This is a genomic window from Streptacidiphilus sp. ASG 303, assembly GCF_020991365.1.
Taxonomy (GTDB): Bacteria; Actinomycetota; Actinomycetes; order Streptomycetales; family Streptomycetaceae; genus Peterkaempfera.
In genome coordinates this window covers 1-14,901 of record NZ_JAJLRA010000043.1, presented here as the reverse complement: position 1 = coordinate 14,901, position 14,901 = coordinate 1, and the positions used below count along the sequence as shown (strand labels likewise).

Sequence of the window (14,901 nt, the reverse complement as noted above, 5' to 3'; positions counted from 1 at the left end):
CTAGCGTGCACGGTGTGACGACTGAATCTGCATCCCCCCGGGGCGGCGCTGTCGCCGCCGGCCTGGCCACCATCGCCGACGACGGCACCGTGCTAGACACCTGGTTCCCCGCGCCCCGCCTGACCGACGAGCCGGGCCCCGCCGGGACCGTGCGGCTGTCCGCCGAGGAGGCCGTCGCCGAGCTCGGCGAGGGCGCCGCCCGCGCGCAGCGCCGGGACGACCGGCGCGGCGTCGAGGTGGTCGCGGTGCGCACGGCGATCTCCTCCCTCGACGACAAGCCGCTGGACGCGCACGACGCCTACCTGCGCCTGCACCTGCTGAGCCACCGCCTGGTCAGGCCGCACGGCCAGAACCTGGACGGGCTCTTCGGCCTCCTGCCGAACATCGCGTGGACCAGCATCGGCGCGGTCCAGGTCGACCGGGTCGAGCAGGCCCGCCTGGCGGTCCGCGCCGAGGGCGGCCAGCTGGCCGTGTACGGGGTCGACAAGTTCCCGCGGATGACCGACTTCGTCGTGCCGTCGGGGGTGCGCATCGCACACGCGGACCGGGTGCGCCTGGGCGCCCACCTGGCGCCGGGCACCACGGTGATGCACGAGGGCTTCGTCAACTTCAACGCCGGCACGCTGGGCACCTCCATGGTGGAGGGGCGGATCAGCGCGGGCGTGGTCGTCGGCGACCACAGCGACATCGGCGGCGGCGCCTCGATCATGGGCACCCTCTCCGGCGGCGGCAAGCAGGTCGTCTCGGTCGGCGAGCGCTGCCTGCTGGGCGCGAACGCGGGCATCGGGATCTCCCTCGGGGACGACTGCGTGGTCGAGGCCGGCCTGTACGTGACCGCCGGCACCCGCGTGACCCTGCCGGACGGCGGGGTCGCCAAGGCGGTGGAGCTCTCGGGGCAGGACAACCTGCTGTTCCGTCGCAACTCGCAGACCGGTGCGGTCGAGGTCATCGCCCGCTCCGGCTCCTGGGGCGGACTCAACGCCGAGCTGCACGCCCACAACTGAGTTCCGCGCCGGTCCTCGCCCCCGCCCGCGCGGGGGCTCCTCCGGCCGGGGCTCCTCCGGCCGGGGACGCACGGCCCGGGAACCCTCCGCCCGGGCGCCCGTGTCGGCGGCCCGGCCGGGCGGGACTCCCCCGGGCCCCCTGGGGTCAGCCGAGCTGGGGGGCGACCCGGGAGGAGATCAGCTCCAGGTGGTCGAGGTCGTCCAGGTCGAGGATCTGGAAGTAGAACCGCCGGGAGCCGGTCTCGGCGTAGCGGCCGATCTTCTCCACCACCTCGTCCGGGGTGCCGGCCAGCCCGTTCTCCCGCAGCTCGGCGGGCTCGCGGCCGATGGCGGCGGCCCGGCGGGCCACCTCCGCGTCGTCCTTGCCGACGCAGGCCACCAGCACGTTGGAGTACAGCATGTCGTCCGCGGCCCGGCCGTGGCGCTGCAGCGCCTCGGAGACGCGCCCGATCTGCTCGCGGGTCTGCTCCACGGAGGTGAAGGGCAGGTTGAACTCGGTGGCGTAGCGGGCCGCCAGCTCCGGGGTGCGCCTGGCGCCGGTGCCGCCGATCAGCACCGGGATCCGCTCCTGGACGGGCTTGGGCAGCGCAGGCGAGTCCTTCAGCCGGTAGTGGGCGCCCTCGAAGTCGAAGGTGTCCCCGGCCTTGGTCCCCCACAGCCCGGTGATGATCGCGAGCTGCTCCTCCAGCCGCCCGAACTTCTCCTTCGGGAAGGGGATGCCGTAGGCGGTGTGCTCCTCCTCGTACCAGCCGGCGCCCAGCCCCAGCTCGATGCGCCCGCCGCTCATCGCGTCGACCTGCGCGACCTGGATGGCGAGCACGCCGGGGAGCCGGAAGGTGGCGGCGGTCATGAGGGTGCCGAGCCGGATGCGGCTGGTCTCGCGGGCGAGCCCGGCCAGGGTGATCCAGGCGTCCGTGGGCCCGGGAAGGCCGTCGACGTCCCCCATTTTCAGGTAGTGGTCCGAGCGGAAGAAGGCGTCGAAGCCGAGCTCCTCCGTGGCCTTGGCGACCCGCAGCAGGGTGTCGTAGGAGGCGCCCTGCTGGGGCTCGGTGAAAATGCGAAGATCCATGCCCCCATCCTGCTACGCGCTACGGGGGCGGCGCGATCGGCTCCGGTTCCCGGGGCGCGGCGGGCACGGCCGGGGGCGGCCCCAGGGGGACCACGAGGGTCGCCGGGGAGTCGGGCGGCCCGATGGGCTCCGGCGGCTCGGCGAGCTCGGGGTCGGCCTCCTCCCGCCGGGCGCGCAGCAGCTCGGTGACCGCGTCCTTGCAGCCGGCCGCCGCGTCGACCGCGTCGATGCACTGCCAGTACAGCGTCTCGGTCTCGGCCCCGCAGGCCACCACGACGAGCGCCTCCGCGGCCTCGTGGACGAGCTGCCGCAGCTCGCGCAGGGCGGCGCCCGGTTCCGCGAGCTCGGTCAGCCTGGCCGCACGGCCGAACCCCGTCCACTCGTCCGGCGGGCGGTCCAGGCAGCCCCCGGCATGGCCGCCCGCCTCCGCCAGCGCCTGGGCGGCGGCCCGCAGCGGCTCCTCCCCGTGGAGGGCGAGGTACCCGCCCACGGTCTCCGCGAGCATGCACGTCTGCCACGCCTCCGCCATCACCTCGGTCACGCTCCTGGCCTGCGCGAGCGCGTGCCTGGTGGACCTGATCAACCGCTGCGCGTCCATGCCGCCGCTCCCTCCGGGTCGGACGATCCGTCGGGGGCAACGGTGCCCGCAGCGGGGCCGGGGCGGGGCGGAGGCGCCGGATCCTGTGGACGGACCCCGGGGTGTGGATAACCGCGTCCCCCGGAGGGGTGACGCAGCCGCAGGGCGGCGGACCGGCCCGGTGGAGGGCAGATCGGCTCGGCGGAGGACGGGCGGCTCGGCGGAGGACGGGCGGCCGGGCGGAGGGCGGGCGGCCGGGCGAGGCTCGGGCAGGACCGGCGGAGGGCGGGCGGGACCGGCGTCAGCCGAGGCCCGCCGCCGGATCGGCGGGCCCGTCCGGCAGGGGGAACCGCACCTCGTTGCGGTCGATCTTGGCCGCCAGCGCCTCCAGCGGATCCACGCCGAGGACCGCGCAGAACTGCAGCAGGTAGGCCAGGACGTCGGCCACCTCGTCACGCACCCGGTGGGCCTGCGCGGGGTCGTCCATCACCCGCGCCGCCTGCTCCGGTGTGAGCCACTGGAAGATCTCCAGCAGCTCCCCCGCCTCCACGGTCAGCGCCGCGACCAGGTTCTTCGGCGTGTGGTAGGGCTGCCAGCGGCGGGCCGCCGCGAACTCCACCAGCCGCCGCTGCAGTTCCTCGATGCCGTCCTTCACCGCACCAGGTCTACCGCATCCTCCCGGTCGGCACCGCGGAACGGCTGGGCCGGGACACGCCCGGATCCCGGTTCCGCCTCCGCACCAGCCCCGGCCCCAGCCGCAGCCCCGGCGCCGGCCCCGGCCTCGGCCCCCGGCACAGGCTCCGGCCGGAGGACGCTGTGCCCGGTCCGCGGGTCGCGGGCGCACGCCACCGGCACCGCGCCCGGCGCCTCCCGGGCCGTGTCGGCGTCCTGGAGCACCGCGAGCACGCGGGCGTGGCCCGACTCCCCCGTCAGGCGCGCCAGCCGCAGCAGGTCCGCGGTCTGGCGGCGGGACAGTCCGGCCCCCGGGTCCTCGACCGCCACGGTCAGCAGCCGCCGTTCCCACGGCACCTCCGCGGCGGGGTCGACGTCGAGGACGTCCGCACCGGTGAGCAGCACGGCGGCGAAGGCCAGGTAGCGCAGCATGCCGTCCGCCGCCCGGTCCGCCGTGGTGCGGCCCAGCGCTCCCTCGTCGAGGACGGCCAGCACCTCCGCCACGCCGCCGGGCCCCTCGCGCCGCTCCACGCCGAGACCGGACAGCGGGTGCGGCGCGGCCGTCCGCAGCGCTCCGGCGAGCCGCCCGTAGCGGTGGCGGCACTCGCCCTGGAGGCGGGCGAGCACCGCGGAGATGTTGGCCGCGGAACGGGTCAGCCGGGCGCGGGGGTCGGCCGCCGTCCAGCCGCGCATGAGCCGGGGAACGGGGTCGGCGGTGAAGACCTCCCTCAGGGCGGTGAGGACCTGTTCGGCGGCGGTGAGCACCCTCCGCTCCCCGGCCGAGGCGCCCGCCACCCGCAGCGGCACCTGGGAGGTGATCAGGGCGTCGTCGGGGAAGGGCGCCCGGATGTCGCCCTGGCGGCTGTCGTTGTACCAGGTGACGTTGATCCTGCCGCGCGCCGCGTCCTGCTCGCCGGTCCGCAGCAGGATCCGCCCGGTGTCGCGGAGCCGCTCGCCGACGATGCGCGGGCCGCCGTCGGTGCGGACCGCGACGTCGAGCCGGACCGGCCCGCAGGAGGTCCGCACCGTGCAGCCCACGACGAAGGAGCGCTCCCCGTGCGGGGCGCAGCCCGCGGAGCCGCCGCGCACCGGTTCGGCGAGCGGGCCGCGTCCGCCGCCGTCCAGCGCCTCGCCGGCCGGTTCGCCGACCGCCAGCCGGGAGAGGACCTCCAGCGCGTCCAGGACGTTGGACTTCCCCGCGCCGGAGGGGCCGTGCAGGACCGTCAGGGGCCCGAGCGGGAGGGCGGACAGCCGGTGGGACTTGAAGGACCTGAGCCGCAGTTCCTCGAGGAAGGGCCGGACGACGTCGCTGCTCACCCGAGGACCGTAGCGAGGCCCCGGCCAGGCGAAACGTCCCGGCACTCAGCATTCATCCCAACGTGTGGGGGCGTGTCGGGGGCATGTCGGGGGCGCGCCGTCGGCGTCCCCGCGGCCGGTCTCCCTGCGGTCAGCGCTCCGGGTCCCGGTGGTACGCCGCCACCGTGACCGACGCGGTGACCTCCACCGGGTCGGGCAGCCCGGCGAGCAGCGCCGCCAGCCGCTCCGGATCGGTGTGCCGGGCGCTGGGCCCCATGGCCACCAGCGCCTCGGCCTCCGCCCGGGACAGCGACAGGGTCCACCGCAGTCCGCGCCGCCCGCCCGCGGTCAGGTGCGGGCCGAGCTTCTCGGCGATCCGGCGGTCCTTGTCCCCGTCCACCGAGATCAGGCCGAGCGGGGCCACCAGCTCCCGCAGGTGCTCCGCGCCCGGGGACGCCACCAGCAGGGTGCCGCCGGGCCGCAGCACCCGGCGGATCTCCGGGCCGTTGCGCGGGGCGAACACGTTGAGCACCAGCGCCGCGGAGGCGTCGCGCAGCGGCAGCGGACGCCAGGCGTCGCAGACGACGGCGCCGACCCGCGGGTGGGCACGCGCGGCGCGGCGCACCGCGTGCTTGGACAGGTCCAGGGCCGCACCGGGCCGGTCCTGCGGCAGCCGGTCGAGCACGGCCGCCAGGTAGTGCCCGGTGCCGGCGCCCAGGTCGGCGACGCAGCCGCCCGGAGGGGCGGCGGCCAGGGCGTCGGCGGCGGCCGCGGCGAGGGCGTCGGCGAGGGGCGCGTAGTGCCCGGCGGCCAGGAAGGCGTCGCGGGCGGCCACCATCGCGGGGGTGTCCCCCGTGCCGGTGTGCGCGTCGCCGGGCAGCAGGCTCGCGTAGCCCTGGCGGGCGACGTCGAAGGAGTGCCCGGCGGCGCAGCGCAGGGTCCGTCCGTCCAGCCGGAGGCCCTCCCCGCAGTGGGGGCAGGCCAGGTGTTCCGCGATGTCCTGCAGCAATGTTCCGGTTCTCTCGCCGTCCAGTCCGACGGTCCAGCGTACGGGGCCGCCGGGCCCGGGTCGGGGGCGCACCGGGTCAATCGCCCTCGGCACCCTCCACGTCCTCGCCGTCCTCGCCGCCCTCGTCGTCGTCCTCGTCGTCGTCCGCGTCCTCCGCGTCGGGGGCGGCGACGGTCCAGGACTCCAGGCGCTCCGCGATGCCGGTGACCCCCAGCTTGCCGTCGCGGACCGCACGGGCGAGGCTGCGCACCTCCCGGGCGGTGGTGGCGACGGTGGCGCCGCCGGCCACCAGGTAGGCGTAGGCGGCCGCGGTGGCGAACAGCTCGTTGGAGCGCTCCAGGGCGGGTGCCCGCATGAGCTGGTGCAGGAGCGCGGCGGCCCGGTCCGCGGGCTCCGGGTAGACGGGGATGTCGAACACCTCCGCCTGGTGCCGCGCCACCGCCGCGAGCAGCGACCCGTAGTCGGTGACCTGCGGGTCCCCCGGGGTGTACTGCTCGGCCGTCATCAGCAGCCATGCCAGGTCGACGCGGACGTTCAACGGCGCGCGCCCCTCGCCGCGTCCACCGCGTCGCCGAACTCGGCCGCGAACACCGCCTCGTACTCCTTCATGAACTGCGCGGCGGCGTCCACGAACGCCCGTCCCGTCTCGCCCATGTCCTGCTGGACCAGCCGTTCGATGTACTGGTTCATGCTGATCCCCTGCGCCTCCGCCCGCTCACGGGCCATCTCCGCGGTGGACTCGTCCACCCGGACGTTCAGCTGCTTCTTCCCCATACCATGAAGCTAGCGTCAGATTGCTAGCATGGCAAGGGTGGCGACGGGAGAGCCGCGGAGCCGGGAGAGGCCGGTGTCCGGGCACCGGCCGAGGACGGGCGGGACGAAGCGGGGCGGGGCGGGGCGGGGATGGCGCAGGCATCCCTCCGGGCGGCCGCTCAGGCCGACGGCTGCGGGGAGCGGCCCAGCCGCTCCAGCTCCTGCCGCACCTCCTCCAGCAGCCCCTCGCAGGCCGCCTCGCACATCGCCAGGCACTCCTCGAACCCGGCCCGGTCGCCGTAGTAGGGATCGGGCACGTCCAGGTCCGCACCGGCGGGCAGGGCGGGGTCGAAGGAGCGCAGCAGGCGCACCTTCGCGGCGTCCTGCGCCGTGGGGGCCAGCCCGCGCAGCCGGCGCAGGTGGCCGGAGTCGAGGGCCACCACCAGGTGGCGGGAGGCGAACCAGGCCGCGCGGAACTGCCTCGCCGTGTGGGCGCTCGCGTAGCCGCCCGCCTCGAGGACCGCCACGGTGCGGTGGTCCGCCCCGTCCCCCTCGTGCCAGCCGTCGGTGCCCGCGCTGTCCGTCTCGACCAGCCCCTCCAGGCCCGCCTCGGCCACCAGGGCGCGGAAGACCTGCTCGGCCATGGGCGAGCGGCAGATGTTGCCGGTGCAGACGAAGCAGACGCGCAGCGGTCCGGCGGCGGTCGGGGAGGAGGGAGAGGTCATGCGTCCCATCATCGCCGACGCGGGGAACGGCCCCGGCGGCCGGAGCGCGACGACGCCGCCGCGCCGCGGTTAGGGTCGGTGCGGAGGTGGACGCGCCATGGAGCACTCCCGGAGCGGCGACGGCGGCGCCGCCGAGCGCGCCGCCGCCCTGCTGGGCCGCCGCCCCGACGGCCCGGCGGTGCGGGTGGGCGGCGGGTCGGTCTGCGCCGCGTACCGGATCGCCCTCGCGGACGGCCCGCCGGTCTTCGCCAAGACACTGCCCGCCGCACCGCCCGGCCTCTTCCGCGCCGAGGCGGACGGCCTGGCCCTGCTCGCCGCGACCGGCACGGTGGCCGTCCCCCGGGTCCTCGCGGTGGACGACGCCGTGCTGGTCACCGAGTGGGTGGAGCCGGGCCCTCCGAGCGCCGCCGCGGCCGAGCGGCTGGGCCGCGCCCTGGCCGCCCTGCACCGCAGCCGCGCCCCGCAGTTCGGCACCCCGCCCGGCCGGCCCGCCTTCATCGGCCCGCTGCCGCTGCCCTCCCCCGGGGCCGCCGTCGCCGCCCCCGGCGACTGGCCGGACTTCCACGCCCGGTACCGGCTCCTCCCCTACCTGCGGCTCGCCGCCGACCGGGGGCACGTCGACGCTCGGGACGCGCGCGCCGTGGAGCTGCTCTGCGGGCGGATCGCGGAGGCGGACCCCCGGCCCGCGCCGCCGGCGGTGGTCCACGGCGACCTGTGGAACGGGAACGTGCTGTGGGGCGCGGACGGCACCGCCCGCCTCCTCGACCCCGCGGCGCAGGGCGGCCGGCCGGAGATGGACCTGGCCATGCTGGGGCTCTTCGGCTGCCCGCAGCTCGGACGGGTCCGGGCGGCCTACGACGAGGTGCTGCCGGACCCCGACGGCGGCCGGGCCGTCCGGCTGGACCTGCACCGGGTGCACCCGCTGCTGGTCCACGCGGCCCTGTTCGGCGGCGGGTACGGCGCAAGCGCCGCGGAGGCGGCCCGCGCCGTCCTCGCCGCGCTGGGCCGGCCGTCCGGCCCGTGACGGGCGGGACGGCCGGGCCGTGACGGGCGGGACGGCCGGGCCGTGACGGGCGGGACGGCCGGGCCGTGAGGCGTCAGCCCTCCGCGCCGCCGGCCGGCTCCAGGACCGCCACGCACTCGACGTGGTGCGTCATCGGGAACAGGTCGAAGGCCCGCAGCGAGACCGGCCGGTAGCCGGACTCGCGGAAGAACGCCAGGTCGCGGGCGAGGGCCGCCGGGTCGCAGGCCACGTAGGCGATCCGCCGGGCGCCGAGCCCCGCCAGGTGGCGCACGGTGGCGCGCCCCGCGCCGGAGCGCGGCGGGTCCAGCACGATCAGGTCGGTGGAGGTGATGCCGGTGCGCGGCAGCAGCTTCTCGACCTTGTCGCACTCGATGCGGACGTTCTCCAGGTCGGCCAGGTTGTGCCGGGCGTCCAGCACGGCCTGCTTGGAGGACTCGATGCCGAGCACCGCGCCGCGCTCCCCCAGCCGCTCGGCCAGGGCGCCGGCGAAGAGGCCGACGCCGCAGTAGAGGTCGAGCGCGTTCTCGCCGGGCCGGGGGGCCAGCCCGTCGAGGACGGCGCCGACGAGGGTGTCGGCCGCCGCGGGGTGGATCTGCCAGAAGCCGCCGTTGCTGACGCGCCAGGTGCGCCCGGCGGCCCGCTCGCGCACGAAGGTGCGGCCGTGCACGCGGTGGAAGAGCTCGCGCTCGTCGATGCGGGCCAGCGACACGGGCCGGTCCAGCTCGACCAGCGGCAGCCGGCCGCCGGGGACCGGCGTGAGGACGACCTGCCGGTCGGAGGAGCCGGTCGCGGCCGCCACCTCCACCGTCGCGATCTGGGGCCACTCGCGGGACTCGACGCCCAGCTCCTCCACGCCGGGGGCGGCGATCAGGCAGCGGTCGACCGGCTCCACCTCGTGCGAGCGGTGGCGGCGCAGGCCGACGCGGCCGGTGGACCGGTCCACGGTGAACTGCATCCGGGTGCGCCAGGCCGGGACCTGCCCCGCCGGGACCTTGTCGCCGGGGGCCGGCTCCACGGAGCCGTCCCAGCCCGCCTCGGCCGGGGTGAGGCCGGCGAGGCGCTCCAGCTGCTCGGTGATCACCTGGACCTTGAGCTTGCGCTGCGCGCCGGGCGTGGCGTGCTGCCAGTCGCAGCCGCCGCACCGGCCCGGCCCCGCGAAGGGGCAGGGCGGGGTGACGCGGTCCTTGGAGGGCTGCAGCACCTCCACGGCGTCGGCGCGCAGGAAGCGGGAGGCCGCGGTGCCCTCGGTCACGAGGGCCACCACCCGCTCACCGGGGAGCGCGTGGCGGACGAACAGCACCCGCCCGTCGTGCCGGGCGACGCAGTGGCCGCCGTGGGCGACCGGGCCGACCTCGACCTCGTAGCGCTCGCCGACGAGCGAGGGGGCGTCGGCGGAAGGAGTGGCGGTGCTGGTCACGAAGAGCTGTCCTTGGGGTTGTTGCTCCCGGCCCCCTGGGCGGAGCCGCTGGCGGCGGCCTCCGGCCTGCGCCGCTGCTGCCGCGGCTCGCCGCGCCGGACCGAACCCGGCGCGGACCACTCGGGCTGCCGCTTGCGCCGCTCGGAGGACTCCAGCTGCCAGGGTACGGAAACCACCATCACGCCGGGCGTGAAGAGCAGCCGGCCCTTGAGGCGCAGGGCGCTCTGGTTGTGCAGCAGCTGCTCGTACCAGTGGCCGACGACGTACTCGGGGATGTAGACGGTGACCACGTCGCGCGGGCTGCTGCGGCGCAGGTTCTTCACGTACTCCAGGATCGGCCGGGTGATCTCGCGGTACGGCGAGTCCAGGACCTTCAGCGGCACCTCGATGCCGCGCTCGTGCCACTCGGCCTGCAGGGCCTTGGTGTCCGGCGGGTCGACGTTGACCGTGACCGCCTCCAGGACGCTGGAGCGGGCGAGCCGGGCGTAGGCGAGGGCGCGCAGGGTGGGCTTGTGGAGCTTGGAGACCAGCACGATGGAGTGGACCCGCGACGGCAGCACCGCGGCCTCGCCCGGCTCCTCCGCCGAGGCCAGTTCGTCGGCGACGCGGTCGTAGTGGCGGCGGATGGCCTTCATCATCACGAAGAGGACCACCATCAGCATGATCGCAACCCAGGCGTGGGTGAACTTGGTCGCCAGCACCACCACCAGGACCAGGGCCGTCATCACGAGGCCGAAGGTGTTGATCGCGCGGCTGCGGATCATGTGGGCGCGCTTCTTGGGGTCGGTCTCGGTCCTCAGGAGCCTGGTCCAGTGGCGGATCATGCCGCTCTGGCTCATGTTGAACGAGACGAAGACGCCGACGATGTAGAGCTGGATCAGCCGCGTGGGGTCCGCGCCGTAGGCGACGATGAAGACCATCGCGATGCCGGCGAGCAGGATGATGCCGTTGCTGAAGGCGAGGCGGTCGCCGCGGGTGTGGAGCTGGCGCGGCAGGTAGCGGTCCTGGGCGAGGATCGAGCCGAGCACCGGGAAGCCGTTGAAGGCGGTGTTGGCGGCCAGCACCAGGATGAGGCCGGTGACGGCCGCGACGAAGAAGAAGCCCGGCTTGAAGTCGCTGAAGACGGCCTCGCTGATCTGGGCCAGCGCGGTCTTCTGGTGGTAGTTGCCGGGGGCGCCGACCAGCTGGGTCGCGGGGTCGTCGGCCATCCGCAGGCCGGTGATGCTGGCCAGGTAGATGATGCCCATGAACATGGTCACCGCGATGGTGCCCATCATGAGCAGCGTGGTGGCCGCGTTGCGGCTCTTGGGCTTGCGGAAGGCGGGCACGCCGTTGCTGATCGCCTCGACGCCGGTGAGCGCCGCACAGCCGGAGGAGAAGGCCCGCAGGAGCAGGAAGACGAGCGCGAAGCCCGCGAGGCCCGCCTCGCCCGGCTCGGCCTTGAGGTGGAAGGCGGCACTCTCGGCGTGCATGTCCTGGCCGAGGACCAGGTGGCGGAAGACGCCGTACACCGTCATGCCGAGGACGCCCGCCATGAAGGCGTAGGTGGGGACCGCGAAAGCGCTCCCGGACTCCCGGACGCCGCGCAGGTTGACGCCCATGAGCAGCACGACGACCGTGAGCGACAGCCCCACCTCGTGGCCGCGCAGGGCCGGTACGGCGGAGACGACGTTGGCCACACCGGACGTCGTGGACACCGCCACCGTGAGGACGTAGTCGACCATCAGGGCGCTGGCCACCACGAGACCGGAGTTGGGCCCGTGGTTGACCGTGGCGACCTCGTAGTCGCCGCCACCGCTCGGGTAGGCGTGCACGTTCTGCCGGTAGGAGGCGACCACCGCCAGCATCACGACGGCGACCACCACTCCGATCTGCCAGGAGAAGTGGATCGCCGAGACTCCCGCGACCGAGAGGGTCAGCAGGATCTCCTCGGGCGCGTACGCCACCGACGAGAGCGCGTCGGAGGCGAAGACGGGCAGGGCGATCCGCTTGGGGAGCAGCGTCTCGCCGAGCTTGTCGCTCCGCAGAGCGCGCCCGATCAGGATGCGTTTGGGTACGTCGGTCAGCTTGGACACGAGGAGGATCGTAAGCCGTACGGGCACCGGGGCGGCAGCCGCCCGCCGCCGACACGTCCCCGCACGGGCGTTCGGCGGGCCTCCTGGGTGCGCTCGGGGTGCGCTGGGGGTGCGCTCGGCGGGCAAATGTGACGAAACGGTCGAGATCGCATTGCAGATCGGCGACGGCGGCGAGGTGTGGCCGACCACTGCGGACGGGTACCGCGTGGGTGTACGGGGTCGCACGGTGCGACCCTGGTGTTTTGCCTGGCGCCGGACGGTGTCAGGATCGGGCCGGGACATCACACCGGAAGGACGGTCGTGCACATCGTCATCATGGGTTGCGGGCGCGTGGGCTCAGCCCTCGCGCGCACCCTGGAGAAGCAGGGTCACTCGGTCGCCGTGGTCGACCAGGACCCGACGGCGTTCCGCCGTCTCGGTTCGGGATTCGGCGGCAGGAGGGTCACCGGGGTCGGGTTCGACCAGGACACCCTCAAGGAGGCCGGCATCGAGGAGGCCGGTGCGTTCGCCGCCGTGAGCAGCGGCGACAACTCCAACATCATCGCCGCCCGGGTGGCCCGCGAGACCTTCGGCGTCGAGAACGTCGCGGCCCGCATCTACGACCCGCGCCGCGCCGAGGTCTACCAGCGGCTCGGCATCCCCACCGTCGCCACCGTCCGGTGGACGGCCGACCAGATGCTGCGCCGGCTCCTCCCCAGCGGTGCGGAGCCCCTCTGGCAGGACCCCAGCGGCAGCGTGCAGCTCGCCGAGGTCCCGGTCTCCCCCGAGTGGGTCGGCCGCCGGCTCACCGAGCTGGAGGAGGCCGCCGGCGTCCGCGTGGCGTTCGTCACCAGGCTGGGCGAGGGCACCCTGCCGACCGCCGAGTCCGTCCTGCAGGAGGGCGACCTGGTGCATGTGATGATGCACACGGCGTCCGTGCAGTCGGTCGAGGCGGCATTCGCCAAGGCTCCGGAGGAGGGTCACTGATGCGCGTCGCGATCGCCGGTGCCGGCGCAGTGGGCCGCTCCATCGCGGGAGAGCTGCTGGAGAACGGCCACGAGGTGCTCCTGGTCGACAAGAACCCCTCCTCGATCTCGGTGGAGCGGGTCCCCCAGGCGGAGTGGCTGCTGGCCGACGCCTGCGAGATCACCTCCCTCGACGAGGCGGCGCTGCAGCGCTGCAACGTCGTCATCGCCGCCACCGGGGACGACAAGGTCAACCTGGTGGTCTCGCTGCTGGCCAAGACCGAGTACGGGGTGCCGCGGGTGGTCGCCCGCGTCAACAACCCCAAGAACGAGTGGCTCTTCAACGAGTCCTGGGGCGTCGACGTCGCCGTGTCCACCCCCCGCCTGATGTCGGCCCTGGTGGAGGAGGCGGTCAGCGTCGGCGACCTGGTCCGTCTCATGCGCTTCAGCCAGGGCGACGCCAACCTCGTCGAGCTCACCCTGCCCGACGACGCCCGGCTGGTCGGCACGCGGGTCGGCGACGTGGTCTGGCCCGAGGACACCGCCCTGGTGACCATCATCCGCGAGGGGCGGGTGCTGGTGCCCAGCAAGGACGACACCCTGGAGGGCGGCGACGAGCTGCTCTTCGTGGCCGCGCAGGACCGCGAGGGCCAGCTGGAGGACCTGCTCTCCGCGGAGGCGGAGCAGGGCCGGGACTGAATCCGGCGCCCGTCGGACCGTCGGTCCGACGGGCCCGTGCACACGACGGAGGGAGGGCCGCCCGAGCGGGCGGCCCTCCCTCCGTCGTACGGGGTTCCTGGCGCGCGGGGTTCCTGCCGTGCGCCGTCCTGTCGTGCGCGGCCCTTCCCGGGCCCGTGACCCGTGCGACCGGTGTGCGTCCGGGCGGACGGCAGGACGCCGGGAGGACGGGTCAGTACTCCGACGTGGGCGCTGCGGCGTGCCGCGGGGCATGTGCGGCGGCGGTCGTCCCGCCATCGGGGCCGTCGCCCTCGTCGCCCCCGTCCCCGTCCTCGTCGAGCACCGCCTTGATGGGTGCCGGCGCCTTGATCAGGATCTGCCACGTGAAGTACATGGCCACCAGCATCGGCGGGATGCCGAGGGCGACCTTCATCCAGCCCAGCAGGTTGGCGTTGTGGGCGAAGTACAGCGGGAAGAGCACCACCGGCTTCACCGCCATGCAGGCGAACCAGACCCAGGTCGCCCGGGTGTAGGCGGCGAGGCGCCCCGGGTTCTGCTTGCGCCAGGTGAACATCTCGCCGGTGATCGGGCCCAGCATGACGCCGATGAACGGCCAGCGCACCAGCGCGGACACCGCGAGCGCCACGCAGTAGGCCACGCTGTACAGCAGGCCCGGAAGGTAAAAGTTCTCCGCCTTGCCGGACTTCATCGCGATGTAGGCGCCGATGGCGACCCCGAAGACGCCGCTGAAGGCGTGCTGGACGGTCTCCCGGCGCAGGAGCCTCACCACGGCGAAGACGCCGCTGAGGCCGAGGGCCGCCCATGCGGCGGCCGACACCTTGTGGGTCAGGTTGAAGGTGACGATGAAGACCAGGCCGGGCAGCGTCATGTCGACCATGCCGCGCACGCCGCCGAAGGCCTTCATCACCGAGTCCGCGGCCTCCTTGGAGGCGGCCTCGTGCCTGGCCGCCTCCTCCTCCGGGGTCTCGTCCCTCGTGGTGGCGGCGTCGCCGCCGGGCAGGTTGCTCACGTCATTCGCTCCCGTGTCCGACAGGACGCAGCTCGTAGCGGGGGTTGAAGAGCACTCGGCGGCCGTGTGCGTGGCTGATGCGCCCGCTGGCGATCAGCCGCCGCCCCGGCTCTATGCCCGCGATCGAACGCCGCCCCAGCCACACGACGTCCAACGCGTCGGAGCCGTCGAAGAGTTCGGCCTCCAGGGCCGGCACACCCGCACGGGGCCGTAGGGTGACCGTTCGCAGGGTCCCGGTGACCGTGACCAGCTGGCGGTCGTCGCAGCGGGAGATCGGCGTGCAGCCCGCCTCCTGCGCGTCCTGGCGCAGTTCCTCCGCCTGCAGTTCCTCGGGGGAGCTGGTGAGGCGGTCGAGCATGCGGCGGAGGCGTCCGGGCTGCCGGTCGCTGCGGATGTCACCACTCATGCCGGAAGAGTACCGCGATCCGGCGGAGCGACGGCGACGCCGAAACGCAGAAAGGGCCCCGCTGCCGTTCCCGGCTGCGGGGCCCTCCCTCAACAATTGTTCGGCGGCGTCCTACTCTCCCACAGGGTCCCCCCTGCAGTACCATCGGCGCTGTAAGGCTTAGCTTCCGGGTTCGGAATGTAACCGGGCGTTTCCCTCACGCTATGACCACCGAAACACTAT

15 protein-coding genes, 1 rRNA gene and 1 pseudogene are annotated in these 14,901 nt (G+C 74.7%); 4 read left to right on the top strand and 13 right to left on the bottom strand.

Annotation, left to right across the window (positions count from 1 at the left end; translation table 11 throughout):
- Positions 1 to 14 precede the first annotated feature (14 nt).
- Positions 15 to 1,004 carry a 2,3,4,5-tetrahydropyridine-2,6-dicarboxylate N-succinyltransferase gene (gene dapD, locus LO771_RS28625; RefSeq protein ID WP_374228269.1) on the top strand — a complete coding sequence of 330 codons (990 nt, stop codon included), beginning with the start codon at positions 15 to 17 and terminating at the stop codon, positions 1,002 to 1,004.
- 145 nt (positions 1,005 to 1,149) lie between these two features.
- Here the strand turns inward: dapD and LO771_RS28615 are convergent, their stop codons facing one another.
- The 8 genes and pseudogenes from LO771_RS28615 to LO771_RS28580 all read right to left on the bottom strand — a co-directional run bounded on the left by LO771_RS28615 (position 1,150) and on the right by LO771_RS28580 (position 7,105).
- Positions 1,150 to 2,073, bottom strand: a complete 924-nt coding sequence (locus tag LO771_RS28615; RefSeq protein ID WP_230747821.1) for an LLM class F420-dependent oxidoreductase — start codon at positions 2,071 to 2,073, stop codon at positions 1,150 to 1,152.
- A gap of 19 nt (positions 2,074 to 2,092) precedes the next feature.
- Complete coding sequence (locus tag LO771_RS28610) at positions 2,093 to 2,671, bottom strand: DUF6099 family protein (RefSeq protein WP_230747820.1); 579 nt, start codon at positions 2,669 to 2,671, stop codon at positions 2,093 to 2,095.
- A 280-nt stretch (positions 2,672 to 2,951) separates the two neighbouring features.
- The gene (locus LO771_RS28605; RefSeq protein WP_230747819.1) at positions 2,952 to 3,305 is read right to left on the bottom strand and encodes a nucleotide pyrophosphohydrolase; all 354 of its coding nucleotides are present in this window, start codon (positions 3,303 to 3,305) and stop codon (positions 2,952 to 2,954) included.
- Entirely contained in the window at positions 3,302 to 4,639 is a 1,338-nt protein-coding gene (locus tag LO771_RS28600; RefSeq protein WP_230747818.1) for an AAA family ATPase, read from the bottom strand. Before LO771_RS28600 ends, LO771_RS28605 begins: the two co-directional genes overlap by 4 nt.
- Positions 4,640 to 4,769: 130 nt before the next feature.
- Positions 4,770 to 5,627 carry a putative RNA methyltransferase gene (locus LO771_RS28595; protein ID WP_230747816.1) on the bottom strand — a complete coding sequence of 286 codons (858 nt, stop codon included), beginning with the start codon at positions 5,625 to 5,627 and terminating at the stop codon, positions 4,770 to 4,772.
- Positions 5,628 to 5,796: 169 nt separating this feature from the next.
- A pseudogene (locus LO771_RS28590) lies at positions 5,797 to 6,165 on the bottom strand (fic family toxin-antitoxin system, toxin component); the annotation flags it as partial.
- Complete coding sequence (locus LO771_RS28585; protein ID WP_230747815.1) at positions 6,162 to 6,401, bottom strand: toxin-antitoxin system HicB family antitoxin; 240 nt, start codon at positions 6,399 to 6,401, stop codon at positions 6,162 to 6,164. The pseudogene LO771_RS28590 and the gene LO771_RS28585, both read right to left, overlap by 4 nt.
- Before the next feature lie 158 nt (positions 6,402 to 6,559).
- Positions 6,560 to 7,105, bottom strand: a complete 546-nt coding sequence (locus LO771_RS28580; RefSeq protein ID WP_230747814.1) for a low molecular weight protein-tyrosine-phosphatase — start codon at positions 7,103 to 7,105, stop codon at positions 6,560 to 6,562.
- A 97-nt stretch (positions 7,106 to 7,202) separates the two neighbouring features.
- Here LO771_RS28580 and LO771_RS28575 point away from each other — a divergent pair, with 97 nt between their 5' ends.
- Positions 7,203 to 8,129, top strand: coding sequence for a fructosamine kinase family protein (locus LO771_RS28575; RefSeq protein WP_230747813.1), 927 nt, complete (start codon positions 7,203 to 7,205; stop codon positions 8,127 to 8,129).
- A gap of 73 nt (positions 8,130 to 8,202) precedes the next feature.
- On the opposite strand, the gene LO771_RS28570 is transcribed toward LO771_RS28575, so the two are convergent.
- Both LO771_RS28570 and LO771_RS28565 read right to left on the bottom strand, forming a co-directional pair.
- Positions 8,203 to 9,546, bottom strand: a complete 1,344-nt coding sequence (locus LO771_RS28570) for a class I SAM-dependent RNA methyltransferase (protein WP_230747811.1) — start codon at positions 9,544 to 9,546, stop codon at positions 8,203 to 8,205.
- A complete protein-coding gene (locus LO771_RS28565; RefSeq protein WP_230747809.1) occupies positions 9,543 to 11,621 on the bottom strand; it encodes an APC family permease in 2,079 nt (692 codons plus the stop codon). The genes LO771_RS28570 and LO771_RS28565 overlap by 4 nt, the downstream gene beginning before the upstream one ends.
- A gap of 300 nt (positions 11,622 to 11,921) precedes the next feature.
- Here LO771_RS28565 and LO771_RS28560 point away from each other — a divergent pair, with 300 nt between their 5' ends.
- Both LO771_RS28560 and LO771_RS28555 read left to right on the top strand, forming a co-directional pair.
- Positions 11,922 to 12,587: a TrkA family potassium uptake protein gene (locus LO771_RS28560; RefSeq protein WP_230747807.1), complete on the top strand. Its 666-nt coding sequence runs from the start codon at positions 11,922 to 11,924 to the stop codon at positions 12,585 to 12,587.
- A complete protein-coding gene (locus LO771_RS28555) occupies positions 12,587 to 13,264 on the top strand; it encodes a TrkA family potassium uptake protein (RefSeq protein ID WP_230747805.1) in 678 nt (225 codons plus the stop codon). The genes LO771_RS28560 and LO771_RS28555 overlap by 1 nt, the downstream gene beginning before the upstream one ends.
- A gap of 211 nt (positions 13,265 to 13,475) precedes the next feature.
- Here the strand turns inward: LO771_RS28555 and LO771_RS28550 are convergent, their stop codons facing one another.
- The 3 genes from LO771_RS28550 to rrf form a co-directional block, all read right to left on the bottom strand.
- The gene (locus LO771_RS28550; protein ID WP_230747803.1) at positions 13,476 to 14,273 is read right to left on the bottom strand and encodes a DUF3159 domain-containing protein; all 798 of its coding nucleotides are present in this window, start codon (positions 14,271 to 14,273) and stop codon (positions 13,476 to 13,478) included.
- A 1-nt stretch (position 14,274) separates the two neighbouring features.
- Positions 14,275 to 14,679 carry an OB-fold nucleic acid binding domain-containing protein gene (locus LO771_RS28545; RefSeq protein WP_230747801.1) on the bottom strand — a complete coding sequence of 135 codons (405 nt, stop codon included), beginning with the start codon at positions 14,677 to 14,679 and terminating at the stop codon, positions 14,275 to 14,277.
- 98 nt (positions 14,680 to 14,777) lie between these two features.
- Positions 14,778 to 14,894 (bottom strand): 5S ribosomal RNA (gene rrf / locus LO771_RS28540).
- Positions 14,895 to 14,901: the final 7 nt, after the last annotated feature.